The following is a 24,687-nucleotide window of genomic DNA, read 5'->3' as shown; positions in this document are numbered from 1 at the left end:
ACAACAGCACTTGCCCGGAAGCGTCGTGCCGTTCGGTATCCCTTTGGTTGCTTTCCCGGCCTCTACCGTGTGGCCCTAAAGAACCCAACGGGAAGCGAAAGCGCGACGCAGGGCGGAATCACCCTACGTCGCGGCAAGCGGCTATTACGCCAGCTTGATCTCTACGTCCACCCCTGCCGCGAGGTCGAGCTTCATCAGCGCGTCCACGGTCTGGGGGGTCGGCTGCACGATGTCGAGCAGACGCTTGTAGGTGCGGGTCTCGAACTGCTCGCGCGACTTCTTGTCGATGTGCGGGCCGCGGTTGACCGTGAACTTGTCGATGTGCGTGGGCAGCGGGATCGGTCCACGGATCAGGGCGCCGGTGCGACGCGCGGTGTCGGCGATGTCGCCGGCCGCCTGGTCGAGCACGCGATGGTCGAACGCCTTCAGGCGAATGCGGATATTGTTGTCCATGGTCCTACCGATGCGAAAGAGCGGGCCGTCGGAACGGCTCTTGATTAACAACGAATGGCTTAGTGGAAACCCCAGCTACAAGCGAGGTGCCCTCATAAATAGCAAATGGCGGCCCCCGTCTCCGGGGACCGCCACCTGTTCGATTCGCTATATTACTTGTCGATGCCGCTGACAACCCCTGCGCCGACGGTACGACCGCCTTCACGGATGGTGAAGCGCTGGCCGACGTCCATGGCGATCGGTGCGATCAGCTTCACGCCGAGGGCAACTTCGTCGCCCGGCATGACCATTTCGGTGCCTTCCGGCAGTTCGATCGTGCCGGTGACGTCCGTGGTGCGGAAGTAGAACTGCGGACGATAGTTGGCGAAGAACGGCGTGTGACGGCCACCTTCGTCCTTCGACAGCACGTACACCGACGACTGGAAGTCGGTGTGCGGGGTGATCGAGCCCGGCTTCGCCAGAACCTGACCACGCTCCACTTCGTCACGGGCGACGCCGCGGATCAGCGCGCCGATGTTGTCGCCGGCCTGGCCCTGGTCGAGCAGCTTGCGGAACATTTCGACGCCGGTCACGACGGTCTTGCGGACCGATTCGTGGATGCCGACGATTTCGACTTCTTCGCCGACCTTCACGATGCCGGTTTCGACGCGGCCGGTCACGACCGTACCACGACCCGAGATCGAGAACACGTCTTCGATCGGCATCATGAACGGCTTGTCCAGCGGACGCTCCGGCTGCGGGATCGACTCGTCAACGGCCTTCATCAGTTCCAGGATGGCTTCCTGGCCCAGCTTCTGGTCCGAACCCGACAGGGCGCAGGTGGCCGAGCCGCGGATGATCGGAATGTTGTCGCCGTCGAATTCACGCTTCGACAGTTCTTCGCGGATTTCCATTTCGACGAGTTCGAGGATTTCCTCGTCGTCGACCAGATCGACCTTGTTCAGGAAGACGACCATGGTGGGAACGCCGACCTGCTTGGCGAGCAGGATGTGCTCCTTGGTCTGCGGCATCGGGCCGTCGGTGGCCGACACGACCAGGATCGCGCCGTCCATCTGCGCGGCACCGGTGATCATGTTCTTCACATAGTCGGCGTGACCCGGGCAATCGACGTGCGCGTAGTGGCGGGCGGCGGTCTCATACTCGACGTGCGCGGTCGAGATGGTGATGCCGCGCTCGCGCTCTTCCGGAGCCTTGTCGATGTTGGCGAAGTCGACGGCGACGCCGCCCATCGTGTCCGCCAGCACCTTGGTGATCGCGGCGGTCAGCGAGGTCTTGCCGTGGTCGACGTGACCGATGGTGCCGATGTTGAGGTGCGGCTTGTTCCGCTCGAATTTTGCCTTAGCCATTTTCCTACCTTCTGATTCGAATTCGGTGCCGCCGGGGCCACGCGAACGCGGCCCTTTAGCGGGTGTTGTTTCGTAATGCCAGCCCCCGAACCGGGGACAGGACGACGAAGTAAATTCGTCGTCGGACGGGACGGTCGTGCGACCGCCCCGCCGGCCGGCCTTTCGGCGTCTCGGGGCTAAGCTGGCTTAGCCCCGTGCGCCTCAGGCCATCTTAGCCTTCACTTCGTCGGCAACGTTCTGCGGCACTTCGTCATAGTGCGAGAACTGCATCGAGTATTGCGCGCGGCCCTGCGTGAACGAGCGGAGCTGGTTCACATAGCCGAACATGTTGGCCAGCGGGACCATCGCTTCGACGGTCTGCGCGTTGCCGCGGCTGTCGGTGCCCTGGATCTGGCCACGACGGCTGTTCATGTCGCCGATGACATCGCCCAGATAGTCTTCCGGGGTCACGACCTCGACCTTCATGATCGGCTCGAGCAGCTTGATGCCGGCCTTCTGGGCCGCTTCGCGCATCGCGCCACGGGCGCAGATTTCGAACGCCAGCGCCGACGAGTCGACATCGTGGTACTTGCCGTCGATCAGGTGCACTTCGAAGTCGATGATCGGAAAGCCGATCAGCGAACCGGTCTGTGCCGTCTCGCGCATGCCCTTTTCCACCGACGGGATATATTCGCGCGGGATGTTGCCGCCCTTGATCTCGTCGAAGAACTGGTAGCCGGTGCCACGCTCGCCCGGGATGACCTTCACCTTCACTTCGCCGAACTGGCCCGAACCACCCGACTGCTTCTTGTGGGTGTAGGTCAGCTCGACCGGCTTGGCGAGATATTCGCGATACGCCACCTGCGGCGCACCGACGTTCGCTTCCACCTTGAACTCGCGCTTCATGCGATCGACGAGGATTTCGAGGTGAAGTTCACCCATGCCCTTGATGATCGTCTGGCCCGATTCGTGATCGGTCGACACGCGGAACGAGGGATCCTCGGCAGCCAGGCGGTTGAGCGCGATGCCCATCTTTTCCTGGTCGGCCTTGGTCTTCGGTTCCACTGACAGCTCGATGACGGGTTCCGGGAACTCCATGCGCTCGAGGATGATCGGGTTCGAAGCGTCGCACAGCGTGTCGCCGGTCGTCGTTTCCTTCAGACCCGCGATGGCGACGATGTCACCGGCGCGCGCCTCGTCGATGTCCTCACGCGAGTTCGCGTGCATGAGGAGCATACGGCCGATCTTTTCCTTCTTGTCCTTCACCGAGTTCAGGTAGCCGCCCTTGGTCAGCGTACCCGAATAGATGCGGGCGAAGGTGAGCGAGCCGACGAACGGATCGTTCATGATCTTGAACGCCAGCAGCGACATCGGCGCATCGTCGGCGGCCGGACGCGAATCCGGGGTCTCGCCGTCGAGCTTCACGCCCTGCACGTCCGGAATGTCCAGCGGCGACGGCAGATAGTCGACCACGGCGTCGAGCAGCGGCTGCACGCCCTTGTTCTTGAACGCCGAACCGCAGACGATCGGCACGAACTGCATGCCAAGCGTGCCCTTGCGGATCAGCTTCTTCAGATCGGCGACCGACGGTTCATTGCCTTCGAGATAGGCTTCCATCAGGTCGTCGTCCTGCTCGACGGCCATTTCGATCAGGTCGCTGCGATACTTCGCAGCCTTTTCCTTCATGTCTTCCGGAATGTCCTGATATTCGAACTTCGCGCCCAGCGACTCTTCGAGCCAGATGATCGCGCGGTTCTCGACCAGGTCGACCAGGCCCTTGAAGCCACCTTCGATACCGATCGGGAGATATAGGACCGCCGGACGCGCACCGAGGCGTTCGATGATCGAGTCGACGCAGAAATAGAAGTCGGCGCCGGTACGGTCGAGCTTGTTGACGAAGCACATGCGCGGCACGCCGTACTTGTCGGCCTGACGCCACACGGTTTCCGACTGCGGCTCCACGCCGGCAACGCCGTCGAAACAGGCGACCGCACCGTCGAGCACGCGCAGCGAACGTTCGACTTCGATCGTGAAGTCGACGTGGCCGGGGGTGTCGATGATGTTGATCAGGTGCTCTTCACCCTTGCCCTCTTCAGCGCGCCACTTGCAGGTGGTTGCCGCCGAGGTGATGGTGATGCCGCGTTCCTGCTCCTGCTCCATCCAGTCCATGGTGGCGGTGCCTTCGTGCACTTCGCCGATCTTGTAGGACTTGCCGGTGTAGTAAAGAATACGCTCGGTGGTGGTCGTCTTGCCGGCGTCGATGTGCGCCATGATGCCGATGTTACGATACCGTTCGAGCGGATGGCTGCGGGCCATGATCGTGCTTCCTTAGCAATGTGGGGAGCGAGGCATGACGCCCGCTCCCCACGATATAGGCGGTTAGTTCAGCGGTGAAAAGCCACCGCCTGAGCTTACCAGCGGTAGTGCGAGAAGGCGCGGTTCGCTTCCGCCATGCGGTGCGTGTCTTCGCGCTTCTTAACGGCGTTGCCGCGGTTGTTGGCAGCGTCCATCAGCTCACCCGACAGGCGGGCCGACATGGTGTTCTCGCTGCGGTTGCGGGCCGAGGCGATCAGCCAGCGGATGGCGAGTGCCTGGGCGCGTTCGAAGCGGACTTCGACCGGGACCTGGTACGTCGCACCACCGACGCGGCGCGAACGCACTTCGATGTTCGGCTTCACGTTGTTCAGCGCATCGTGGAACACGCCCAGCGGGTCGCGCTTCGCGCGGCTCTCGACGGTTTCGAATGCCGAATAGACGATGCCTTCGGCGACGGACTTCTTGCCGTCCAGCATCACCGAATTCATGAACTTGGTCAGAACCTCATCCCCGTATACGGGATCAGGCAGGATTTCCCGCTTTTCGGGACGACGACGACGAGCCATCAGATATTCCTTCAATCTTCAGCCGGTTCCCGAACCCGTCGGGGGCTTACTGGGGGTAGATGGATCTCAGGCCGCGCTGGCGATCAGCGCGGCACAGGATCACTTCGGACGCTTGGCGCCGTACTTCGAACGCGACTGGCGGCGATCCTTGACACCCTGCGTATCGAGCACGCCGCGCAGGACGTGGTAGCGAACGCCGGGAAGATCGCGCACACGACCGCCGCGGATCAGCACGACCGAGTGTTCCTGAAGGTTGTGGCCTTCACCCGGAATGTAGCTGATGACTTCGCGCTGGTTGGTCAGGCGAACCTTGGCCACCTTGCGCAGTGCCGAGTTCGGCTTCTTCGGAGTCGTCGTGTAGACGCGGGTGCAGACACCGCGCTTCTGCGGGTTCTGGTCCATCGCAGGGACCTTCGACTTGGCCTTCTGCGGTTCGCGGCCCTTGCGGACCAGCTGGTTGATCGTCGGCATGAAGCCCTTCACCTTATCTTGCGGTTACTTTGCCGGAGCCGTTCCTGTCAGAAATGCGCAAAGGCCACGTGGGCGCAAACCCTCGGGGCCGATGTCTCCAGCAATGTTCAGCTCTTTGAACCCACATGCAGGCCGACGACGGCTAGGACGCCGACCCAGTGGGACGCGCGGCCTATACCGATGCGCCCCCGATCGGTCAATGGCACGCGGCGGACCTCCACAGGCCCATGCAGGCGCGATCAGTTCGCGGCGTTGCCCATGGTCGCGTTCATCCCGTCGGGCGTATTGCCCATCATCGCATCACCGGCGGTCGTCACCGAATTGGCCTCGGTCTCCATCGGGTTGATCGCGATCATCTCGTTGCCGACCTCGCCATCGTTGCGGAAGGCCGCGTTGGCATAGGCGTCGTTCGACGCGACGTTCGCATCGTTGGTCGTCACGATCTCCTGTCCACCACAGGCGCCGAGCAGGGCAAGGACGGGCAAGGCGGCGGCGAAACGGACCATGGCAAATCTCCAATAGGATGCGACTCCAACGTCGCGTAGCGCCCGCCGTTCCGGTGCGTCAGCGTGCCGAAAAGCCGATATCGATCGCAAATCCCACCCACATCGCGCCCAGCACCCCGTTCGACACAAGGAACAGGACGAAGCGTGGCCGCACCCGGCCGGTGATGTGCGCGATGCTGTACCCCGCACGGACGGCGACATAGGCCCAGGCAAGCGCCACCTGCGCCAGCGTGGCGAGGCCGGTGACCAGCAGCAGCGGCACCAGCGCAAAATACAGCACCGGCATCTCGAACAGATTCGCCAGATTGGCGGCAGGCCGTTCGACCGGGCGGAAATAGGCGCGAGTCGCATCACCACCGGCCAGGTCCGCCGCACGCGGACGCTGCCGCCGCATATGCCCGATCCGCGCCTGCAATAGCGTGATGCCGACCAGGAAAATCAGCGCGACCAGTGCAAAGGTCGGCCACAGGATCGCCCGCGCCATCATCATCGTTCGCCCACCCCTGTTGTCGCCCTCTATGCGCAGTCTATACCGGGGCGGTCTTTCACGCCAACGGAGTGATGCGATGCCCCCTGCCCTGCCGATCGAAGGCGGCTGCCGTTGCGGGCGGGTGCGCCTGCGGATCGATGCCGCGCCGATGATGACCATGGCGTGCCATTGTCGCGGATGCCGGCAGATGTCGGGCAGCGCCTTTTCATTGAGCGTCGCAGTGCCGAGTACCGCGTTGCACGTGACCGGCGCGACCGTGATCGGCGGACTGCACAGCGAACAGGTCCGGCATCATCATTGCGACCATTGCAAAAGCTGGCTGTTCACCCGGATCGAACCCGATCCCGGCTTCACCAATGTCCGTGTGGGTTCACTCGACCAGCCGGAGGGCTTCGCGCCGTTCATCGACACTTGGACCGACGAAGCGCTGCCATGGGCGACGACGCCGGCCCGACACCGCTATCCCGGTTTTCCGCCGACGGAGGCGTTCGGCCCGCTGCTGGCCGAATATGCCGCGATGCAGGCGGACTGACGCGCTTCCGCCCGGCGGCTTCGGGCGTTAGGGGGCGATGATGCGTATCCTGCTTGCCCTGTTCCTGCTGGCCTTTGCCGCGCCGGCGTCCGCCCAATCCGCCACCCGCGCCACGCCCGGCTATGTCCGGGTGAAGATCGACACCAACGTCGGATCGATCATCGTCGCGTTGGATCTAAGGCGCGCGCCGGCGACGTCGAAGAACTTCCTCGCTTATGTCGATGATGGCCGGTTCGACGATACCGATTTCTATCGGTCGGCGCGGCGCAAGGCCGATCCGAAGCTGGGGTTCGTGCAGGGCGGCATCCGCACCGATGCCCGCCGCATCCTGCCCCCCTTCCCCCATGAACGCACCGACAAGACCGGCGTCCGCCATGTCGACGGCGCGATCTCGATGGCCAGGCGACCCGAAGCCAATTCGGCGGGTGGCAATTTCGTCCTGCTGGTCGGCGCGATGCCCAGCATGGATGCGAAGGGCGACTTTGCCGGTTACGCCGCGTTCGGGCGGGTCGTCGGTGGCATGGACGTGGTCAAGCGCATCCTCGCCAAGCCGACCGGCGGCGGATCGGACGCGATGAAGGGCCAGATGATCCTCGATCCCGTCCGCATCCTGCGCGCGCGGCGTCTGGACGGGAAACCGCAGCCGACCGGTCAGCCGAAGGTCTGGCTGATCAATGTGCGGCGTTGAGCCACGCCGTCACCCCGGACTTGATCCGGGGTGACGGAGCTTGCCTAGCGCAGTTCTGCGGACAAACGCGCGTTACGCCGCCTGCATCTCCGCCACCGCCGCGTCGTCCAGCGCACTGGCGCGGGCATAGGCCGGCCGGTCCAACAGTCGTCCAAGATAGGCAGTGAACGCGTCCAGCTTCGGCAACGTCCCGAACTGCGTACCCCACATGACGTGCGACCCGACATAGACGTCCGCCGCCGTGAAGCGATCGCCCGCGATATAGGGATGCGCCGCAACCGCCGCCTCCAGCACCGTGACCACGCGATCGTAATCGCCATAGCCGACCATCCGCTGCTGGTCGTCGCTCGGCACCACGCCCAGCGAGCGGTTGGTGATCGCCTGCTCCAGCGGCCCGGCGGCAAAGAACATCCAGCGATAGTAATCCGCGCGCTCGGCCGCCGTCGGGGCCAGCCCCGCATCGGGGAAGGCGTCGGCCAGATAGGCGCAGATCGCGGCGCATTCGGTCACGACCCGCCCGTCATGGACGATCGCCGGCACCTTCCCCATCGGATTGATCGCGAGATAGGAGTCGGCCTTCATCGTGCTGCCATAGCCCAGCACCTCGACGGCATAGTCCGCGCCGACCTCCTCCAGCATCCAGCGGGCGATCCGCCCGCGCGACATCGGGTTGGTGTAGAGCGTCAGTCCGGCCATCGTGTTTCTCCCCCTGCGATTCGTTAGGAACGAAGGTGGAACATCCTCCTATTTCGCGTCAAGTTCGTGACGCAGAAACGCGATGGTGCGGTCCCATGCCAGCTTCGCCGCCGCCGCATCATAGCGCGCCGCCGAGGTGTCGTTGTTGAAGGCATGGTCGACGTTCGGATAGACATGGGTAGTCGCCCGCTTGCCCGCCTTGCGCAGCGCCTCCCCCCATGGCAGCGCGGTCGCATTCACCCGCGCGTCCTTGCCCGCGAGTTGCAGCAGCAGCGCGGCGCGGACCTTGGCCGCCTCGGTCGGATCGGGTGCCGGGCCGTAATAGCTGACCCCGGCGGTCAGTAGCGGGTCGGCCACCGCCAGCCGGTTGACGAACGCCCCGCCCCAGCAGAACCCGACGACGCCAGTGCGCAGCCCTTTGCGCTCGCCCCGCGCCTTGGCCAGATAGGCCTTCGCCTGGGCCAGCGCGACGTCGTAGTCGATCGTACCGATCATCGCGCGCGCCTTGTCCTCGTCGGTCGGCGTCCCGCCCTGGGGGGCGAGCAGGTCGGGGGCGATCACGCGGAACCCGGCAAGGGCGATCCGCCGCGCGACATCCTCGATATGCGCGTTCAGCCCGCGATTTTCGTGGATGACCAGCACCAGCGGCAGGGCGCGCCCGCCCTTGGGTGCCGCGAAATAGGCGCTGGCGGGATGGCCGGCTTCGGAGCCGTTCGCCTTTGCCACGTCGAGCCGCGGATCGTTCGCTGCCACCTGCTGCGCGGCGGCGGGGGATGCTGCGATGCCGGCGATCAGCACTTCGGCGGCCGCTGCCGATCCGGCGAGCGCCACCATCTGCGCCATGAACGTGCGACGGTCGTGATGGTCGTGGGTGAAGGCGTCGTACAGCGCGATCGCGCGGGCGGTCAGGTCGTCGGACATCGGCTTGGCACTCCGCTTCGGGAACGCGCAGCCTAAGCCATTGCCGCCGATACGCAAACGGCCCGACCATCCGAGGATGGCCGGGCCGGCAATGCGTCACCGGGTGGTATGGATCAGCGCTTGAACGGGTCGAAGAAGCTCGACGGTTCGGCGGTCTCGCCGCGCTCGGCCAGTTCGGCGTCGCGCGCCGCCTGGGTGCGTTCGTTGCGCAGCTGCTCGATCAGCGCCTCGCGGTCGCCTTCCAGGCGGGTGTCGGCCGGCGCCTCGATGCCGGCGGCCTTCGCCGCCTTGCCGACCAGCGCGTCCAGCTCACGCTGCGAACACAGGCCCAGCGTCACCGGGTCCTTCGGCGTGATGTTGCCGATGTTCCAGTGCGTCCGGTCACGGATCGCGGCGATGGTCGTGCGGGTGGTGCCGATCAGCTTGCCGATCGCGCCATCGCTGATTTCCGGGTGGTTGCGGATGATCCAGGCGATGCCGTCCGGCTTGTCCTGCCGCTTGCTGACCGGGGTGTAGCGCGGGCCCTTGGTCCGACGGACCTGTTCAGGGCCCTTCATCATCACCAGGCGGTAGTCGGGGTTCTTCTGCCCCTTCTCGATCTCTTCCATCGTCAGTTCGTGCGCGCGCACCGGATCGCGGCCGGTCAGCTTGGTCGCGGCGGTGTCGTCGGCGATCGCCTGCACCTCAAGGACGTGCAGGCCGCAGAAGTCGGCGATCTGCGAAAAGGACAAGGCGGTATTGTCGACCAGCCAGGAAGCGGTCGCGTGCGGCATCAGCGGCTGGGCCACGACGGGTCTCCGAAATAGAAAGGGCCGCCCAAACCGGGCGGCCACACTGGATACGGGCTTAGGACAGGTCGCCGCAAAGGGCAAGCGCCGGGGCACCTGCCCTGCATTCGCCTTTATTCCAGGGTCAGGACGATCTTGCCGACATGATCGCCAGCCTCCATCCGGCGATGCGCGTCGGCGGCCTGTTCCAGTGGAAAGGTCCGGTCCATCACCGGGCGCAGCTTGCCCGATGCGACATGGGGCCAGACGGTACGTGACAATTCGTCGGCGACCATTTCCTTGAACGCTGCATCGCGCGGGCGCAGCGTCGATCCGGTCAGCGTCAGGCGGCGGCGCATGATGTCCCACAGCGGCACCGTGGCGGTTGCCCCGCCCTGCACCGCGATCGAGACATGGCGACCATCCTCGCCGAGGCACTTCAGGTTGCGTGGCACATAGTCGCCACCCACCATGTCGAGCACGACGCTGACGCCGTTGCCGCCGGTGATGTCCGCCACCCGCTCGACGAAGTCCTCGGTACGGTAATTGATCGCATGCGCCGCGCCCAGGTCGCGCGCGGCCTGTGCCTTCGCATCACTGCCAACGGTGACGATGACCTCGATGCCAAAGAGCTTGCCGAGGAGGATCGCCATCGTGCCGATGCCGCTGGTGCCGCCATGGACCAGCACGCTGTCGCCCTCTGCCGCATAGCCGCGCTCGAACAGGTTGGTCCACACGGTGAAGAGCGTTTCGGGCAGCGCCGCCGCCTCGACCATCGACAGGCCATCGGGGATCGGCAGGCATTGTCCGGCCGACACCGCAACATATTCGGCATAGCCACCACCGGCGAGCAGCGCACATACCGGCTGGCCGATCAGGTGGCCATCGGCGTCATCGCCGACCGCGACGACATGGCCCGCGACTTCCAGGCCGGGAATGCTCGGCGCGCCGGGCGGCGGAGCATAGCCGCCGGTGCGCTGCAGCACGTCCGGGCGGTTCACCCCGGCCGCTGCGACACGGATCAGCACCTCGCCCTGCGCGGGGCGCGGAGTCGGGCGTTCGACCACGACCAGCACTTCCGGGCCACCCGGCTCCGTCGGATCGATCGCACGCATCGCCGCTGGTACGTCCATAAGCTCTTCCCCCTGTGTCCGGCGTTATTGACATCGCCAGCGGCAGGGTCAACGCTGCTGGCCATGGAACCCGACGAAAATGTTAACCATCTTCGTGGCAACCTGTTGCCCATGTTGCTCGCCGAGGATCTGGACCCGCTGTCGGTCGATGAACTGACCAGGCGTATCGCCGCGCTGGAGGGCGAGATCGCCCGGTGCCGCGCGCGGATCGACCGGGCGAACAACCACCGCGCCAGCGCCGACGCGCTGTTCCGGTCATGACATGTTCCGCCCCGCTTGATGCCGGGCGGCGGCATACCGACATTGGTGGAGACCCGAGCGATCGGGACGCAGGGCCGGCGCGTTTTCGCCGGCCGACCGGAGTGAAATAATGCCATCCTTCGCATCCGCACTGGAATCCACGCTGCACAAGGCGCTCGAGGCCGCATCCTCGCGCCGGCACGAATATGCGACCCTCGAACATCTGCTGTTCGCGCTGACCGATGACGTCGACGCGGCAAAGGTGATGACCGGCTGTGGCGTCGACCTCGACGAACTGCGCGCGACCGTCGCCCATTATCTCGACACCGAACTCGACACGTTCAAACTGGACGCCGCGACCGATCCGTCGCCGACCAGCAGCTTCCAGCGGGTCGTGCAGCGCGCGATCCTGCACGTACAGTCGTCGGGCCGTGACGAAGTAACCGGGGCCAACGTACTGGTCGCGATGTTCAGCGAGCGCGAGACCTATGCCGTCTATTTCCTGCAGCAGCAGGACATGAGCCGCCTCGATGCGGTCAGCTTCATCAGCCACGGCGTCGGCAAGGGCGGATCGACCGCGACCGAAACCCCGGCGCCCAAGGGGGCCGATGAGAAGGAAACCCCGAAAACGGCCGACAAGGGCAAGAACGAGAGCGCGCTGAAGCAATTCTGCGTAGACCTGAACGAAAAGGCGAAGACCGGGAAGGTCGACCCGCTGATCGGTCGTTCGGCCGAGGTCGATCGCACGGTGCAGATCCTGTGCCGCCGTTCGAAGAACAACCCGCTGTATGTCGGTGATCCCGGCGTCGGCAAGACCGCCATCGCGGAGGGGCTGGCGCGCAAGATCGTCGAAGGCGACGTGCCCGAGGTGCTGCTGCCCGCGGTTATCTATTCGCTCGACATGGGCGCGCTGCTCGCCGGCACCCGCTATCGCGGCGATTTCGAGGAACGGCTGAAGCAGGTCGTGACCGAGCTGGAGAAGTTGCCGCACGCGGTGCTGTTCATCGACGAAATCCACACCGTCATCGGCGCGGGTGCGACTAGTGGCGGGGCGATGGACGCATCGAACCTGCTCAAGCCCGCGCTGTCGGGCGGGCAGATTCGCTGCATCGGCTCGACAACCTACAAGGAGTTCCGCAACCACTTCGAAAAGGATCGCGCGCTGCTGCGCCGGTTCCAGAAGATCGACGTGAACGAACCCTCGGTCGAAGACACGATCAAGATCCTGACCGGCCTGCGTTCGGCTTTCGAGGAGCATCACAAGGTCAAGTACACCCCCGATTCGATCAAGTCGGCGGTGGAATTGTCGGCGCGCTACATCAACGACCGCAAGCTGCCGGACAAGGCGATCGACGTGATCGACGAAGTCGGCGCGATGCAGATGCTGGTGCCTGCGCCCAAGCGTAAGAAGACGATCACCGCCAAGGAGATCGAACAGGTCATCGCGACGATGGCGCGCATCCCGCCAAAGACGGTTTCGACCGATGATACGCGTGCGCTCGCCAATCTCGAACTCGACCTGAAGCGGGTCGTGTTCGGGCAGGACGACGCGATCAAGGCGCTGTCCTCGGCGATCAAGCTCAGCCGCGCGGGCCTGCGCGATCCCGACAAGCCGATCGGCAACTATCTGTTCACCGGCCCCACCGGCGTCGGCAAGACCGAGGTCGCGCGCCAGCTGGCAGAGATCATGGGCATTCCGCTCCAGCGGTTCGACATGTCGGAATATATGGAGCGCCATTCGGTCAGCCGGCTGATCGGTGCCCCTCCCGGCTATGTCGGCTATGACCAGGGCGGGTTGCTGACCGACGCGATCGACCAGCAGCCGCACTGCGTCGTGCTGCTCGATGAGATCGAGAAGGCGCATCCCGACCTGTTCAACATCCTGTTGCAGGTGATGGACAACGGCAAGCTGACCGACCACCACGGCAAGACCGTCGATTTCCGCAACGTCATCCTCATCATGACGACCAATGCGGGCGCGTCGGACATGGCCAAGGAATCGATCGGTTTCGGCCAGATCGACCGCGAGGACGTGCAGGAAGAGGCGGTGCGCAAGCTGTTCACGCCCGAATTCCGCAACCGGCTCGATGCGATCGTACCGTTCGGCTATCTGCCGACCGAAGTCGTGGCGCGGGTGGTGGACAAGTTCATCCTCCAGCTCGAACTGCAGCTGGCCGATCGCGGCGTCCATATCCGGCTGGACGACCCGGCGCGGACGTGGCTGACCGAAAAGGGCTATGACAAGCTGTATGGCGCGCGTCCGATGGGCCGCCTGATCCAGGACAAGATCAAGCAGCCGCTGGCCGAGGAACTGTTGTTCGGCAAGTTGGTCCATGGCGGCGAGGTCAATGTCGCGTTGAAGGACGGCGCGCTGACCTTCGAAATCACGCCTGCCGCGCCCAAGAAGCCGCGCAAGGGCGGCAAGGCGAAGGCGTCAGCCGAAGCCTGATCCGCTACGGCAAAGGGGCTGCGACCGTCGCGGTCGCAGCCCCTTTAATCAATATATCATGCATTACGGCATAACGGATCGGTAAGCCCCAAGCGCCGTTCCCGTCCCTTGCCGAAAGCACCATGCAGCCCGCCCATAGCCAACTGATCGAGACGTTCGACCATGCTGCGGCAATGGTTGCGCTATACGATCCGGCGGGCCGCATCCTGTTTGCCAATCCTGCCTATCGCCGGGCCTTCTTCCTCGATCCCGAAGAGACCCCCGACTGGATCGAGCTGATGCGACGCAATCACGCCTATCGACGCGGGCCGATCGTATCGCACGATGATTTCGAGGCGTGGCTGTCCTCATCCCTGTCGCGGCGGGGCAAGGTGCCGATGCTGTCGATCGAAACCGACATGCACGACGGCAGCTGGCTGCACATCGTCGAGCAGACGATGCCCGACGGGCATATCCTGTTCATCGCGCTCGACATCACCCATATGCGGCAATCGGATCGCGTGTTGCGGCAGGAACGCGACATCGCGGTCAAGACAGCCTCGACCGATCCGCTGACCGGCATTTCCAATCGCGGTCATATCATGGCGCTGCTGGGCGGCCGCATCGAGCGACGCCATGCGGAACCGCCACACAGCACGGTGGCGGTGCTGGTCGATCTGGATCATTTCAAGCGGGTCAACGACCGGTTCGGCCATGTCGGCGGAGACCGGGTACTGCGAGAGTTCGCCCGCCTCGTCCGCGCGCACCTGCGCACCTGCGACGGATTCGGCCGCATCGGCGGCGAGGAGTTTCTGATCCTGTTCCCCGACACCAGGATCACAAAAGCCGAGCGGGCGGTCCAGCGACTGCGGGAGCGCGTCGGCGGACAAATGATGTTTCCTGAGGACGCCGCGTTCCGGATCGATTTCTCCGCCGGGCTGACCGACGTTCGCCCCGGCGACACGATTTCCAGCGTCTACAGCCGCGCCGACGAAGCGCTGTATTTCGCCAAGTCCGCCGGGCGAGGCACCCTGCGGCTGGCCAGCTGATCCCCGCCCGGCCGCAGGTGGCGACCGGGCAGGCATCACGACCTTACTGGAGGACGACGGTCACCGCGCGCCGGTTCTGTGCCCAGGCCGCTTCGTCTGATCCCAGCGCCAGCGGGCGTTCCTTGCCATAACTGATCGTCGTGATCCGCGACGGCGAAATCCCGCGCGTCGCGAGGTAGCTGCTGGCCGCGTTCGCACGACGATCGCCCAGCGCGAGGTTGTATTCGCGGGTGCCGCGTTCGTCGGCATGCCCCTCGATCGTCACGCGGACATTGGGATAGCGCGTCAGCCACTGCGCCTGGCTGTCGAGGATCTGCCGCGCGGTGGCATCGATATCATATTGGTCGAGGCCGAAGTTGATCGTGTCGCTGGCAACCGACTGCTGGAAGTCCGCGCGCGACCCCGGCACAACGCCGTTGGTGCCCGTGCCGGTCCCGCCCGTGCCACCGGTGCCGGCGTTCGGATCGACCGTCTGGCCCGGTGCCGGCGGCAACACCGCCGGGCGCTTCTTGGCGCAGCCGGCAGTCGCCAGCAGGCCGATGGCGACGAACAGCGTCGCGGAAATCTTGGTCATGATAAACCTCCCTTGGTCGTTGCGCCTTCCGCTACAATGCCCCTGTAGCGGAAATGGCCCCCGTTGGTGAAAGGTCAGGGGCGCAAGGGCCCCCAGCTCGGGTCGGACCCGTCGAGCGCAGTCGGGATGCGGCGGATGTTCGAACCCGTCAGGTCGACCGACCAGATCTGCGTTTTCCCCGACCCCTGCGCACTGCGGAAGAAGGTCAGGACGCGGCCGTTGGGCGACCAGCTCGGCCCTTCGTCGCCCCATGCGTCGGACAACAGCTTTTCGCCGTTGCCGCTGGGCGACATGATGCCGATGCGGAAGCTGCCCCCACCCTGCCGGGTGAAGGCGATCAGGTCGCCACGCGGGCTCCATACCGGGGTCGCGTAGCGTCCACCGCCGAAGCTGATCCGCTGCTGGTTCGACCCGTCGGCGTTCATCACATAGAGTTGCTGCGATCCCGAACGGTCGCTTTCGAACACGATCTTCGACCCGTCGGGCGAATAGCTGCCGCCGGTGTCGATGCCGGGCGCGCTGGTCAGCCGTTGCGGGCTGCCGCCCGTTGCGGCCACGCGGTAGATGTCGGTATTGCCCGCCTGCGCCATCGAAAACAGCACATAGCGGCCATCGGGCGAGAAGCGCGGCGCGAAGGTCAACGACGCATTCTGCACCAGCAGCCGCTGCCGCCCGCTGTCGAGGTCGAGCACATAGATCGCCGGCCGCTCATTGGCGTAGGACATATATACGATCGACTGCTGGTTCGGTGCGAACCGCGGGGTCAGCACGATCGACTGGCCGTTGGTCAGGAAACGGTGATTGGCCCCGTCCTGATCCATGATCGCCAGCCGCTTGATGCGATTGCCCTTCGGCCCGGTCTCGCTGACATAGACGATGCGGCTGTCGAAATAGGCGCTTTCGCCCGACAGGCGGGTATAGACCGCATCGGCGCATTTATGCGCGGCGCGACGCCATTCGGCCGGGGCCACGTTGAATCCCTGCCGCGTCAATTCGGTACGGCCGAACGTGTCGTACAGATAGCAGCCGATGGTCAGCGTCCCGTTCGCCTCGGCGCGGACATAGCCCTGCACCAGCGCCTGCGCGTTGCTCCACGCGGCATAGTCGGGCACCTGCACCTGCGCCATCGCGACCGGCGGCAGGCCATCGGGGCCGGCAGGCTTGAACAGCCCCGAATTGCGCAGGTCGGTGGCCACAATCTCCGCCAACTGCCGCCCCAGCGCGTCGGTCGATCCGGCGGGCGTCGAGGCGACCTGCGGCGTCGGCATCACCGGCACCGCGATCGGCAGCGGTTCGGAAATGCCGCCCTCGATATCGACCTCGACCTGCGCGAACGCCGCCGGGGCCGCGAGCAGGCTGGCGAGTACCGCGCCCAGTGCCATCGTCAGTTTACGCATACATCCCTCCGGTCAGCCGGGCAGCTTGTAGTTGATGATGATGTCTTTCCACCCGCCTTCGTACAGGTCGGCGGGCAGTTCGTATGGCGCGCACTGCGTCAGCGCGGCGATCGCCAGTTCGGACACGCGCTGCGCATAGCGGCGGTTTTCGTCGTCGATCCCCGTCTGGCCGCGCAGTTCGGGCTTTGCGGCGAAGGTCCCGTCGGAACGCATCTGCAACCGGATACGCGAGCGAATCTGGTTGGCGCCGGGGCCGGGGTTCGGAATCTTGTTCGCACAGGGTTGCACCTGCCGCTGGATCGCGCTGGCAAGGCCCGCGACCGACTGCGCGCTGACCGCCGTGCCGCGTGGAGCCGGGGCCTTGCCCGGTGCCGGCGTGTCGGCGATGCCCTTGAGGAAATCATTGCCCAGCCGGCCACCCCGCGGACGCTGTGCCGTCGCCTGGGCATTGTCCCCCTGCCCGCGTGTCGCAGCAGGCTTCGCCGCCGGCTTCGCAGGCGCGGCGGAAGGCTTGGCCGCAGCAGCCTTTGGCGGTGCCTTCGCGACCGCCGTCGGCCGGGCAGGCGCCGGTCGTGCGGGTTGCCGCGCCGGGGCGGGCTTGGGTTCGGGTGCGGGCGCAGGTTTCGGGGCAGGCTTGGGCACCGGTTTCGGCACGGGCTTGGGCGCCGGCACGGGCTTCGGCGCAGGCTTTGGCTCCGGGCGCGGGGCCGGCTGCGGCTTGGGCGCGGGGGCCGGCGGCGCGGGTTCGGGTTCCGGCGCGGGCTCCGGCTCGCTCGCCGGCTCGCTGGGCGCGGCTTCCTCGGGCGCACCGGTTTCCGGGGCCTGGCTGATCGCCGGTGCATCGGTCTGTTCGGGCGCGCTCTGTTCGGCCGCGACCTCTTCGGCAAAGCTGACATCCATCGGCTGGGTGACCAGCTTCTTGGGGTTCGGCGTGGCGAGAAACCCGACCGACAGCAGGCCGAACAGGACGACATGTCCCGCGACCGCTACGCCAAGCCCGATCTTCTCCGCCTTCTGCATGCCTTACTGCGCCACGCTGATCAGCGACACGCGGTTCAGGCCGGCGCGGTTCAGTTCGCCCAGCACGGCATTGACCCGGCCATAGTCGAGGCTGCGGTCGGCGCGCAGCATCACCTGCCGCGGCTCGGTCGCCCCGGCACCTGCCGCCGCGATCTTTTCCAGTTCGCCGGGCAGGTTGTCGGACGATACTTCGAGGTCGTCGATAAACGTCCGCCCTTCGGCATCCATCGACAGCGTGACCGGCTGCTGCGTCTGTTCGACCGCCTTCGCGCGGCTGTCGGGCAGGTTCACCGCCACGCCGGCGGTCATCAGCGGGGCGGTCACCATGAAGATGATGAGCAGCACCAGCATCACGTCGACCAGCGGCGTGACGTTGATCTCCGCCATCGGCGCACGGCGCCCTTTTCCCTTTGCCGACGGCAGGTTGATGCCCATGGCTCAGACGCCTTCGAGCTGGCGCGACAGCGTGGCGTGGAACGCGTCGGCGAAACGGTTCAGCCGCGCCTCGATCCGGTTCACACGGTGGCTGAAGCGGTTATAGGCGATGACCGCCGGGATCGCGGCGAACAGGCCGATGGCGGTCGCGAACAGCGCCTCGGCGATGCCCGGCGCGACGACGGCCAGTGAGGTGTTCTGCTCCGACGCGATCGAGGTGAACGAGCGCATGATGCCCCATACCGTGCCGAACAGGCCGACGAACGGCGCAACCGACCCGACCGTCGCCAGGATGTTCAGCCGGTCGGCCAGCGTCTCACTCTCATCCGCGACGCTCGACGCCATCGCGGTGGCGAGGCGTTCGCGGGTGCCGTCGCGGTCGATCTGCTTGGAGGCGGTCGACCGACGCCATTCGCGCACCCCGGAGGAAAACACGCGGGCGATCACGGTATCGCGCGATCCCTGCAACCGGTGGAAGGCATCGATATCCTCGGCCTGTTCGAACTCCACCTCGAACCGGTCGATGTCGCGGCGGACCTTGCGGGCGCGCACCAGGAAGCCGACGATGATCGCCCAGGTCCAGACGCTGGCGGCCAGCAGGCCCAGCATCACCGCCTTCACTACCCAGTCGGCCTGAAGGAAGAGCGCGACCGGCGACATGGTCGCGGCGTCGGTGTTCACGAAAACGTCCATCATGCTCCTTTATCGGTTGCGACCAGCGCGGCGAAGGTTTCGATCCACGCCGCCGGTTGGCGACGCGGCCGCCCGCCGGGGGCCACGAACGCGACCTCCACCCGTGCCGACGCCAGTAGAAGATCGTCGCGGATGACTGATTGCTGAATGTCGACCGCCGCCGCCCGCACGCGCTCGACGGTGCTGACCACGACCAGCGCATCGTTCAGCCGCGCGGGCGCGCGCCAGTCGAGCTGCATCGACCGCACGGCATAGGCACCCTCGCCCGCTTCATGCGCGGCGCGCTGGTCGATGCCGGCGACCATCAGCATGTCGCTACGCGCGCGTTCGAAAAAACGCAGGTAATTGGCGTGGTAGACGACGCCCGACAGGTCGGTGTCCTCGAAATAGATCCGCAACGGAAAGCGATGCGTGCCGCCGACGAAGCGGCCGCCGGCCGGCTGGTCGGGGTCGGTCATGGCCATGGCTTTAACCATTGGCGGCGGCGGGGGAAAGGGGTGACCGGCTTAACCCCGCGTTATGGCTACGCGTCGTCGTTACGCAGCACAGTCACATTGTCGAACCCGGCCGATCCGATCAGGCGGACGATCGCGCTGACATGGCGTGCCGCCGCCCCGCCCCGGACGGCGAGCGTCAGCGGCCGGCCGGGGTTGGGCAAGGTGCCGAGCGCCGCGGCGAACGCCGGCGCAGCATCGGGCAGGACGAACTCCGCGCTGCCGATGGTGACCGAACAGCTGGCGTCGGCGGCGAACACCGCCTCGATCACCAGCGGCGCGACGGGCGCGGCCACCCGCCCCGCCTGTTGCGCGCCGATCGCCGCCGATGCCAGCAGATTGCCGCGCTGCTTGCCGTTTCGTTCCATCAATCGAACAACCCATCCTGCACGCCCGCGGGCGGTTCGAACCCCAGATGCTTCCACCCGCCGGCATTCAGGCAGCGCCCGCGCGCGGTGCGGGCGATCATGCCGATCTGGATCAGATACGGCTCGATCACCTCCTCGATCGTGTCGCGCGGTTCGCTGAGACCCGCCGCCAGCGTCTCGACGCCCACCGGGCCGCCGCGATAGACGTCGGCGATCATCGTCAGATAGCGGCGATCCATCGCGTCCAGCCCCTTGGCATCGACCTCCAGCCGGTTGAGCGCGGCGTCAGCGGTGCGGGCGTCGACGATCTCCACCCCCGCGACGTTCGCGAAGTCGCGCACGCGGCGCAGCAGCCGCCCGGCGATACGCGGCGTACCGCGCGCACGGCGGGCGACTTCGGTCGCGCCGTCGGTGGCGATGCCCAGGCCCAGCAACCCGGCGGCGCGGGTCACGACGCGGGTAAGTTCGTCGACCGTGTAGAATTGCAGGCGGATCGGAATGCCGAACCGGTCGCGAAGCGGTGTGGTCAGCAACCCTTGCCGCGTCGTCGCCCCGACCAGCGTGAAGCGCGGCAGGTCGATCCGCACGCTGCGCGCCGACGGCCCCTCCCCGATCATCAGGTCGAGCGCGCGGTCCTCCATCGCCGGGTACAGCACTTCCTCGACCGCCGGATTCAGGCGATGGATTTCGTCGATGAACAGGACGTCGCCGTCCTCCAGGTTGGTCAGCAGCGCGGCGAGGTCGCCCGACTTGGCAATGACCGGGCCGGAAGTAGCGCGGAACCCCACGCCCATTTCGCGCGCGACGATCTGCGCCAAGGTGGTCTTGCCGAGGCCGGGAGGTCCGAAAAACAGCACATGGTCGAGCACATCACCCCGCCCCCGCGCGGCATCGATGAAGACCCGCAAATTCTCGCGCGCCGCCCGCTGCCCGACAAATTCGTCGAGCGCCTTCGGACGCAGCGCGGCGTCGACATCCTCGGGGCGGCGAAGCGGGGTGGTCATACGGTCGTCGGTCACGCCCGTTCCCTAGCTGTTCGCATGCGGGCGGTCGAGGTGCGTCGCACGATCCGCCCTCAAAACCTGACATAGCGCGGTTTCAGCGCCGCCTTACCCGCCGGTGAAACCGTCTGCGTCCAGCAACGCAGCAGGTCGACCTGAAAGAATTGCGGGTCGCGACAACGCGGGATCTCCCGGACGCGCGAAAGGTCGCCGGCGCGGTAGATCACGGTGCGATAGACCGGCTGGCCGGCGATCTGCTCGACGGCGCAGGCGATGGCGATATGATCGACGCCGCGCGTCACTTCGGGGGCGGTGCAGTCGCGCTCGATCGGGCGACGGCGGCCCTCGGCCATATCCTCGACCGCCACGCGCAACCCTTCGCGCGGATCATTCGGCAGATCGACGAAATAGGGCCGGATCAGCAGGTTCGAACGTATGAAGCTGATGATATCGCCGCCATCGATATTGACCGGCCGCGCCCGCATCGCCGCGAAGCTTGGGTCGACCGACGCGATCCCGCGCCCCGTCGCGCTATAGGGTTGCGCGATACAGCGCCGGACATAGGCCCCGGCCGGATGCGGTGCCCGGTCGGGCTTCACGACCAGGATGAACAGCCCCGGACGCATGCCGTCGCATTCCTCGGTCGCAATAACCCGTGCGCCCGGCGCCCGCCTGGCAGCCGCCACACCGACCAGCGCCAGCGGATCGGCTGCGGTCTGCAGGATCAGCCATTCGTCGTCGCGGGGCGGTGACGCCGCTGCCTGCCCCGGCATGGCGGCGGCCAGCAGCAACGCGATCACGGTCAGCGCGACGCCTTGCGCAGCGCCAGCCGGACCAGCGCGTCGAGGCTGGTGCCCGCCCCCAGTTCTTCTGCCGCCTTGCCGACCGCCGTTGCCGCCTCGGCCGGCTTGAAGCCGAGGTTGAGGAGCGCCGATACCGCATCGCCCTCCACGCCATCGCCCCCCGCCGCCGGCGCAACTGCGCCGGGGCCGATGGCGATGCCGCCCACCTTGTCCTTCAATTCCATCGCGATGCGCTGCGCCAGTTTCGGGCCGACGCCGTTCGCGCGGGCGATGCTCGCCTTGTCCCCGCGCGCGATCGCGGTGCGGACTTCCTCGGGCGACAGGGTGGAGAGGATACCCAGCGCAACCCGCGCGCCGACGCCCTGCACCCCGGTCAGCAGGCGGAACCAGTCGCGCTCGTCCGCGCTGGCAAAGCCGACGAGGCGGATGAAATCCTCGGCGACCAGCATCTCGGTATGGATGGTGACGCTGCCGCCGACCGGCCCCAGCGCCTGCAAGGTGCGCGACGACGCGCCGACCAGATAGCCGACGCCGTTCACGTCGATGACCGCATGGTCGATGCCGGAGACGGACAGCGTGCCTTTAAGATGGGCGATCATGGTCAACTTCTCTCGATAGGCCGCATCCCCGCGCACGCAGGGAGATGATCGGGGCAGGCGTCACGCTCCGATCCCCGTCGAACGCCGTGCCCGCGCGTGCGCGCTGGCGAGATGATGTGCATGGGTGATCGCCACCGCCAGCGCGTCGGCCGCGTCCGGCCCGGACAGCTTAACGCCGGGCAGCAGATGGCCGACCATCGCCTGGATCTGCTTCTTGTCCGCGCCGCCGGTGCCGACCACCGCCTTCTTGACGATGCTCGGGTGATATTCGCCGATCGCCAGCCCTGCGGTCGAGGCGGAGAGCAGCACGACGCCGCGCGCCTGCCCCAGCTTCAGCGTCGATTGCGCGTTGCTGTTGCCCAGCACCTCCTCGACCGCCGCGCCATCGGGGCGTTCGGTGCGGATCACCTCGCCCAGTGCGCCGAACAGCAGGGCCAGGCGGCGGGGGAGCTGCATCGACGGGTCGGTGCGGATCTGGCCGTTGGCAATGTGGCTCAGGCGGTTGCCATCGGCGCGGATCATGCCCCATCCGGTGGTGCCGAGGCCGGGATCGAGGCCGAGGATCAGCACGAAACGCTCCTCCCCGGCACGGGGAGGGGGACCAGCCGCAGGCTGGTGGAGGGGGGCTTCCGCAAGCGCTGCGCTGCGGGGCACTCCCCCTCCACCACCGCTGCGCGGCGGTCCCCCTCCCCGCAGGCGGGGAGGATCAGGTTGATCAACCCAGCTTCTCCATTACCTCATCGGACACTTCGTAATTGCCCCACACGGTCTGCACGTCGTCGTCATCGTCGAGCGCGTCGAGCAGCTTGAACAGCGTCGCGGCGTCGTCTTCGCCGACCGACACCATCGTCTGCGGCCGCCACGCCAGCTTGGCACCTTCGGCCTCGCCCAGCACCGGCTCCAGCGCCTTGGCCACTTCGTGCAGATCGCCCTGCGCCGTCCAGATTTCGTGGCCGTCCTCGCTCGACGTCACGTCCTCGGCGCCGGCTTCCAGCGCCGCCTCGAACACCTTCTCGGCGTCACCGGCCTTGGCGGGATAGTTGATGAGGCCGACGCGGTCGAACCCGTGGCTGACCGATCCGGCGGTGCCGAGGTTGCCGCCATTCTTCGACACGGCAGTGCGCACGTTGGTCGCGGTGCGGTTGCGGTTGTCGGACAGCGCCTCGATGATGAGCGAAACCCCCGCAGGCCCGAAGCCTTCGTAGCGGATTTCCTCGTAATTCTCCATGTCGCCCTTCGACGCCTTGTCGACCGCGCGCTGGATATTGTCCTTGGGCATCGACTGCGCCTTCGCGGCGTTGATCGCCGCGCGCAGGCGCGGGTTCATGTCGGGATCGGGCAGGCCCATCTTTGCCGCGACGGTGATTTCGCGGCTGAGCTTCGAGAACATGCCCGACCGCTTCTTATCCTGCGCACCCTTGCGGTGCATGATGTTCTTGAATTTGCTATGGCCTGCCATCGGTGCCTCTTCAGGTTACTGCCCGCTCTTAAGCGGACGGCGCACGTTGCGCCAGCGCGTCGATCTTCGCCTCCAGCGCCGCCAGCCGGTCGATCACGTCGCTGTCCAGCTTGGCGTGCAGCGCGAGGATGTCGATCTCTGCGCGCAAATTGGTTTCATAGTCCAGCCGCGCGGCCAGCCGATCCTTTTCCGACTGCCGGTTCTGGCTCATCATGATGACCGGCGCCTGGATCGCGGCCAGCGTCGACAGCATCAGGTTGAGAAAGATGTAGGGGTAGGGATCGAACGCCAGCCCGAAATGCGACAGCACGTCGGAATTGAGCAGCATCCAGCCGAGCAATACCGCCGTGAAGGCGATGATGAACCCCCACGACCCGCCGACTGCCGCCACCCGATCCGCCAGCCGGTCGCCATAGGTCGACCGCGCGTCCGATTCGTCGGCGGCGTCGCGGGTGACGGGGGTGCCGCGTTCGATCGCGGACAGGACATGGGCTTCCTCCTCGCCCTGCGGGTCGCCATGCCCTTTCAGCAGACGGGTCGCGATGTGGAAGACGCTGGCCATGTCCCTGCCCCCTTTACCTCCGGTGATTAGATGCCGAGCGCCTGCTTATAGGTTTCGAGCAGCATGTCGGCTTCGTCGCGGTGATGCTTTTCCATGCGGCGCAGGCTGATGATCTTGCGCATGGTCTTCACGTCGAACCCGGTCGACTTGGCTTCGGCATAGACGTCCTTGATGTCGTCGCTGATGCCCTTCTTCTCTTCTTCCAGGCGCTCGATACGCTCGATAAGCAGGCGGAGCTGTTCCGCCGAAACATTGTCGGTCATGGGGGTCCCTCAACGATGGTCAAGAATTCGTGAACCGGCGCGCCTAGCCGATCCGCGCGCGCGCCTCAACCGATCAGCGGGGGTCGGTCGCCGTGCCGTTCCCGGCGATATCGGCACGATTCCGGGCGACGCTCTCCTCCATCCGCGCGATCTGTTCGGGAGTTGCGGGCATCTGGTGCTCCGACTTCCACTGCGCATAGGGCATACCGTACACCGCCTCGCGCCCTTCCTCCTTCGACAGCCCCGCCGCCTCGCCCAGCCAGTCGCCGAGGCAGTTGCGGCAGAAGCCGGCCTGCCCCATCAGGTCGACATTCTGCGCATCGGTGCGATGCTGCAGGTGGCGGAGCAGCCGGCGGAACGCGGCGGCCTGTGCCGCTTCGCTGATCGAATCGATTGTCGTCATGGGCGTGGTCCTAAAGGTTGATCGTTTTCGAATAA

The 24,687-nt window shown here is 66.1% G+C and carries 31 protein-coding genes; 5 read left to right on the top strand and 26 right to left on the bottom strand.

Annotated elements, in window-relative coordinates; all coding sequences use genetic code 11:
• Window positions 1-144 precede the first annotated feature (144 nt).
• From rpsJ to ASE58_RS07095, 7 genes are all read right to left on the bottom strand, one after another.
• A complete protein-coding gene (gene rpsJ / locus ASE58_RS07125; RefSeq protein WP_033921125.1) occupies window positions 145-453 on the bottom strand; it encodes a 30S ribosomal protein S10 in 309 nt (102 codons plus the stop codon).
• 152 nt (window positions 454-605) lie between these two features.
• A complete protein-coding gene (gene tuf, locus ASE58_RS07120; protein ID WP_055763289.1) occupies window positions 606-1,799 on the bottom strand; it encodes an elongation factor Tu in 1,194 nt (397 codons plus the stop codon).
• Window positions 1,800-2,000: 201 nt separating this feature from the next.
• Entirely contained in the window at window positions 2,001-4,094 is a 2,094-nt protein-coding gene (gene fusA, locus ASE58_RS07115; protein ID WP_055763285.1) for an elongation factor G, read from the bottom strand.
• Between the two features lie 95 nt (window positions 4,095-4,189).
• Complete coding sequence (gene rpsG / locus ASE58_RS07110) at window positions 4,190-4,660, bottom strand: 30S ribosomal protein S7 (protein ID WP_055763657.1); 471 nt, start codon at window positions 4,658-4,660, stop codon at window positions 4,190-4,192.
• 99 nt (window positions 4,661-4,759) lie between these two features.
• A complete protein-coding gene (gene rpsL / locus ASE58_RS07105) occupies window positions 4,760-5,131 on the bottom strand; it encodes a 30S ribosomal protein S12 (protein WP_055757399.1) in 372 nt (123 codons plus the stop codon).
• Window positions 5,132-5,370: 239 nt separating this feature from the next.
• Entirely contained in the window at window positions 5,371-5,637 is a 267-nt protein-coding gene (locus tag ASE58_RS07100; RefSeq protein ID WP_055819195.1) for a hypothetical protein, read from the bottom strand.
• 58 nt (window positions 5,638-5,695) lie between these two features.
• Window positions 5,696-6,127 carry an MAPEG family protein gene (locus tag ASE58_RS07095; RefSeq protein WP_055819193.1) on the bottom strand — a complete coding sequence of 144 codons (432 nt, stop codon included), beginning with the start codon at window positions 6,125-6,127 and terminating at the stop codon, window positions 5,696-5,698.
• A 76-nt stretch (window positions 6,128-6,203) separates the two neighbouring features.
• Here ASE58_RS07095 and ASE58_RS07090 point away from each other — a divergent pair, with 76 nt between their 5' ends.
• Together ASE58_RS07090 and ASE58_RS07085 are read left to right on the top strand one after the other, a co-directional pair.
• Window positions 6,204-6,659: a GFA family protein gene (locus ASE58_RS07090; RefSeq protein ID WP_055819188.1), complete on the top strand. Its 456-nt coding sequence runs from the start codon at window positions 6,204-6,206 to the stop codon at window positions 6,657-6,659.
• A gap of 37 nt (window positions 6,660-6,696) precedes the next feature.
• Complete coding sequence (locus tag ASE58_RS07085) at window positions 6,697-7,347, top strand: peptidylprolyl isomerase (RefSeq protein WP_443024643.1); 651 nt, start codon at window positions 6,697-6,699, stop codon at window positions 7,345-7,347.
• Between the two features lie 72 nt (window positions 7,348-7,419).
• Here ASE58_RS07085 and ASE58_RS07080 read toward each other — a convergent pair whose 3' ends face one another.
• The 4 genes from ASE58_RS07080 to ASE58_RS07065 form a co-directional block, all read right to left on the bottom strand.
• Window positions 7,420-8,043 carry a glutathione S-transferase family protein gene (locus tag ASE58_RS07080; protein ID WP_055819182.1) on the bottom strand — a complete coding sequence of 208 codons (624 nt, stop codon included), beginning with the start codon at window positions 8,041-8,043 and terminating at the stop codon, window positions 7,420-7,422.
• Between the two features lie 48 nt (window positions 8,044-8,091).
• Complete coding sequence (locus ASE58_RS07075; protein ID WP_055819179.1) at window positions 8,092-8,964, bottom strand: dienelactone hydrolase family protein; 873 nt, start codon at window positions 8,962-8,964, stop codon at window positions 8,092-8,094.
• A gap of 113 nt (window positions 8,965-9,077) precedes the next feature.
• On the bottom strand, window positions 9,078-9,737 hold the full coding sequence (locus ASE58_RS07070; protein ID WP_200909324.1) for a DUF1013 domain-containing protein: 660 nt from the start codon (window positions 9,735-9,737) through the stop codon (window positions 9,078-9,080).
• Window positions 9,738-9,865: 128 nt separating this feature from the next.
• The gene (locus ASE58_RS07065) at window positions 9,866-10,864 is read right to left on the bottom strand and encodes an NAD(P)H-quinone oxidoreductase (RefSeq protein ID WP_235513525.1); all 999 of its coding nucleotides are present in this window, start codon (window positions 10,862-10,864) and stop codon (window positions 9,866-9,868) included.
• Between the two features lie 111 nt (window positions 10,865-10,975).
• Between ASE58_RS07065 and ASE58_RS07060 the strand changes: the two genes are divergently transcribed.
• From ASE58_RS07060 to ASE58_RS07050, 3 genes are all read left to right on the top strand, one after another.
• Window positions 10,976-11,125: a DUF1192 domain-containing protein gene (locus ASE58_RS07060; RefSeq protein WP_327196330.1), complete on the top strand. Its 150-nt coding sequence runs from the start codon at window positions 10,976-10,978 to the stop codon at window positions 11,123-11,125.
• Window positions 11,126-11,234: 109 nt separating this feature from the next.
• Entirely contained in the window at window positions 11,235-13,553 is a 2,319-nt protein-coding gene (clpA, locus tag ASE58_RS07055; RefSeq protein ID WP_055819173.1) for an ATP-dependent Clp protease ATP-binding subunit ClpA, read from the top strand.
• Between the two features lie 122 nt (window positions 13,554-13,675).
• Window positions 13,676-14,581, top strand: a complete 906-nt coding sequence (locus ASE58_RS07050; protein WP_200909308.1) for a sensor domain-containing diguanylate cyclase — start codon at window positions 13,676-13,678, stop codon at window positions 14,579-14,581.
• 43 nt (window positions 14,582-14,624) lie between these two features.
• Here the strand turns inward: ASE58_RS07050 and pal are convergent, their stop codons facing one another.
• The 15 genes from pal to ASE58_RS06975 all read right to left on the bottom strand — a co-directional run bounded on the left by pal (window position 14,625) and on the right by ASE58_RS06975 (window position 24,652).
• Window positions 14,625-15,155 (bottom strand): peptidoglycan-associated lipoprotein Pal, encoded by a 531-nt coding sequence (gene pal, locus ASE58_RS07045; protein ID WP_055763260.1) that lies wholly within the window; start codon window positions 15,153-15,155, stop codon window positions 14,625-14,627.
• A 74-nt stretch (window positions 15,156-15,229) separates the two neighbouring features.
• Complete coding sequence (gene tolB, locus ASE58_RS07040) at window positions 15,230-16,537, bottom strand: Tol-Pal system beta propeller repeat protein TolB (protein ID WP_443024648.1); 1,308 nt, start codon at window positions 16,535-16,537, stop codon at window positions 15,230-15,232.
• A gap of 27 nt (window positions 16,538-16,564) precedes the next feature.
• A complete protein-coding gene (locus tag ASE58_RS07035) occupies window positions 16,565-17,572 on the bottom strand; it encodes a hypothetical protein (protein ID WP_055819166.1) in 1,008 nt (335 codons plus the stop codon).
• Window positions 17,573-17,575: 3 nt separating this feature from the next.
• A complete protein-coding gene (locus tag ASE58_RS07030) occupies window positions 17,576-18,007 on the bottom strand; it encodes an ExbD/TolR family protein (RefSeq protein WP_055819163.1) in 432 nt (143 codons plus the stop codon).
• A 3-nt stretch (window positions 18,008-18,010) separates the two neighbouring features.
• On the bottom strand, window positions 18,011-18,700 hold the full coding sequence (gene tolQ / locus ASE58_RS07025; protein WP_443024642.1) for a protein TolQ: 690 nt from the start codon (window positions 18,698-18,700) through the stop codon (window positions 18,011-18,013).
• Window positions 18,700-19,164 (bottom strand): YbgC/FadM family acyl-CoA thioesterase, encoded by a 465-nt coding sequence (locus ASE58_RS07020; protein WP_055819160.1) that lies wholly within the window; start codon window positions 19,162-19,164, stop codon window positions 18,700-18,702. The genes tolQ and ASE58_RS07020 overlap by 1 nt, the downstream gene beginning before the upstream one ends.
• 59 nt (window positions 19,165-19,223) lie before the next feature.
• Window positions 19,224-19,565, bottom strand: coding sequence for a hypothetical protein (locus tag ASE58_RS07015; protein WP_156360538.1), 342 nt, complete (start codon window positions 19,563-19,565; stop codon window positions 19,224-19,226).
• Window positions 19,562-20,581 carry a Holliday junction branch migration DNA helicase RuvB gene (ruvB, locus tag ASE58_RS07010; protein ID WP_055819155.1) on the bottom strand — a complete coding sequence of 340 codons (1,020 nt, stop codon included), beginning with the start codon at window positions 20,579-20,581 and terminating at the stop codon, window positions 19,562-19,564. Before ruvB ends, ASE58_RS07015 begins: the two co-directional genes overlap by 4 nt.
• 56 nt (window positions 20,582-20,637) lie before the next feature.
• A complete protein-coding gene (locus ASE58_RS07005) occupies window positions 20,638-21,363 on the bottom strand; it encodes a hypothetical protein (RefSeq protein WP_055819152.1) in 726 nt (241 codons plus the stop codon).
• Window positions 21,364-21,365: 2 nt separating this feature from the next.
• Window positions 21,366-21,965: a Holliday junction branch migration protein RuvA gene (ruvA, locus tag ASE58_RS07000; RefSeq protein WP_055819150.1), complete on the bottom strand. Its 600-nt coding sequence runs from the start codon at window positions 21,963-21,965 to the stop codon at window positions 21,366-21,368.
• Window positions 21,966-22,025: 60 nt separating this feature from the next.
• Window positions 22,026-22,535, bottom strand: a complete 510-nt coding sequence (gene ruvC, locus ASE58_RS06995) for a crossover junction endodeoxyribonuclease RuvC (RefSeq protein WP_055819147.1) — start codon at window positions 22,533-22,535, stop codon at window positions 22,026-22,028.
• Window positions 22,536-22,680: 145 nt separating this feature from the next.
• Window positions 22,681-23,424 (bottom strand): YebC/PmpR family DNA-binding transcriptional regulator, encoded by a 744-nt coding sequence (locus ASE58_RS06990; RefSeq protein ID WP_055763231.1) that lies wholly within the window; start codon window positions 23,422-23,424, stop codon window positions 22,681-22,683.
• Window positions 23,425-23,452: 28 nt separating this feature from the next.
• Window positions 23,453-23,986: a DUF1003 domain-containing protein gene (locus ASE58_RS06985; protein ID WP_055819144.1), complete on the bottom strand. Its 534-nt coding sequence runs from the start codon at window positions 23,984-23,986 to the stop codon at window positions 23,453-23,455.
• Between the two features lie 26 nt (window positions 23,987-24,012).
• Window positions 24,013-24,249: a DUF2312 domain-containing protein gene (locus ASE58_RS06980; RefSeq protein ID WP_055763225.1), complete on the bottom strand. Its 237-nt coding sequence runs from the start codon at window positions 24,247-24,249 to the stop codon at window positions 24,013-24,015.
• A 73-nt stretch (window positions 24,250-24,322) separates the two neighbouring features.
• Window positions 24,323-24,652: a DUF1244 domain-containing protein gene (locus ASE58_RS06975; RefSeq protein ID WP_055819141.1), complete on the bottom strand. Its 330-nt coding sequence runs from the start codon at window positions 24,650-24,652 to the stop codon at window positions 24,323-24,325.
• Between the last annotated feature and the right edge of the window lie 35 nt (window positions 24,653-24,687).

Origin of the sequence: Sphingomonas sp. Leaf9 (assembly GCF_001421355.1) — a bacterium.
GTDB lineage: Bacteria > Pseudomonadota > Alphaproteobacteria > Sphingomonadales > Sphingomonadaceae > Sphingomonas.
The sequence above is the reverse complement of the archived record's forward strand: the minus strand, read 5'-3'. Positions and strand labels throughout refer to the sequence as shown.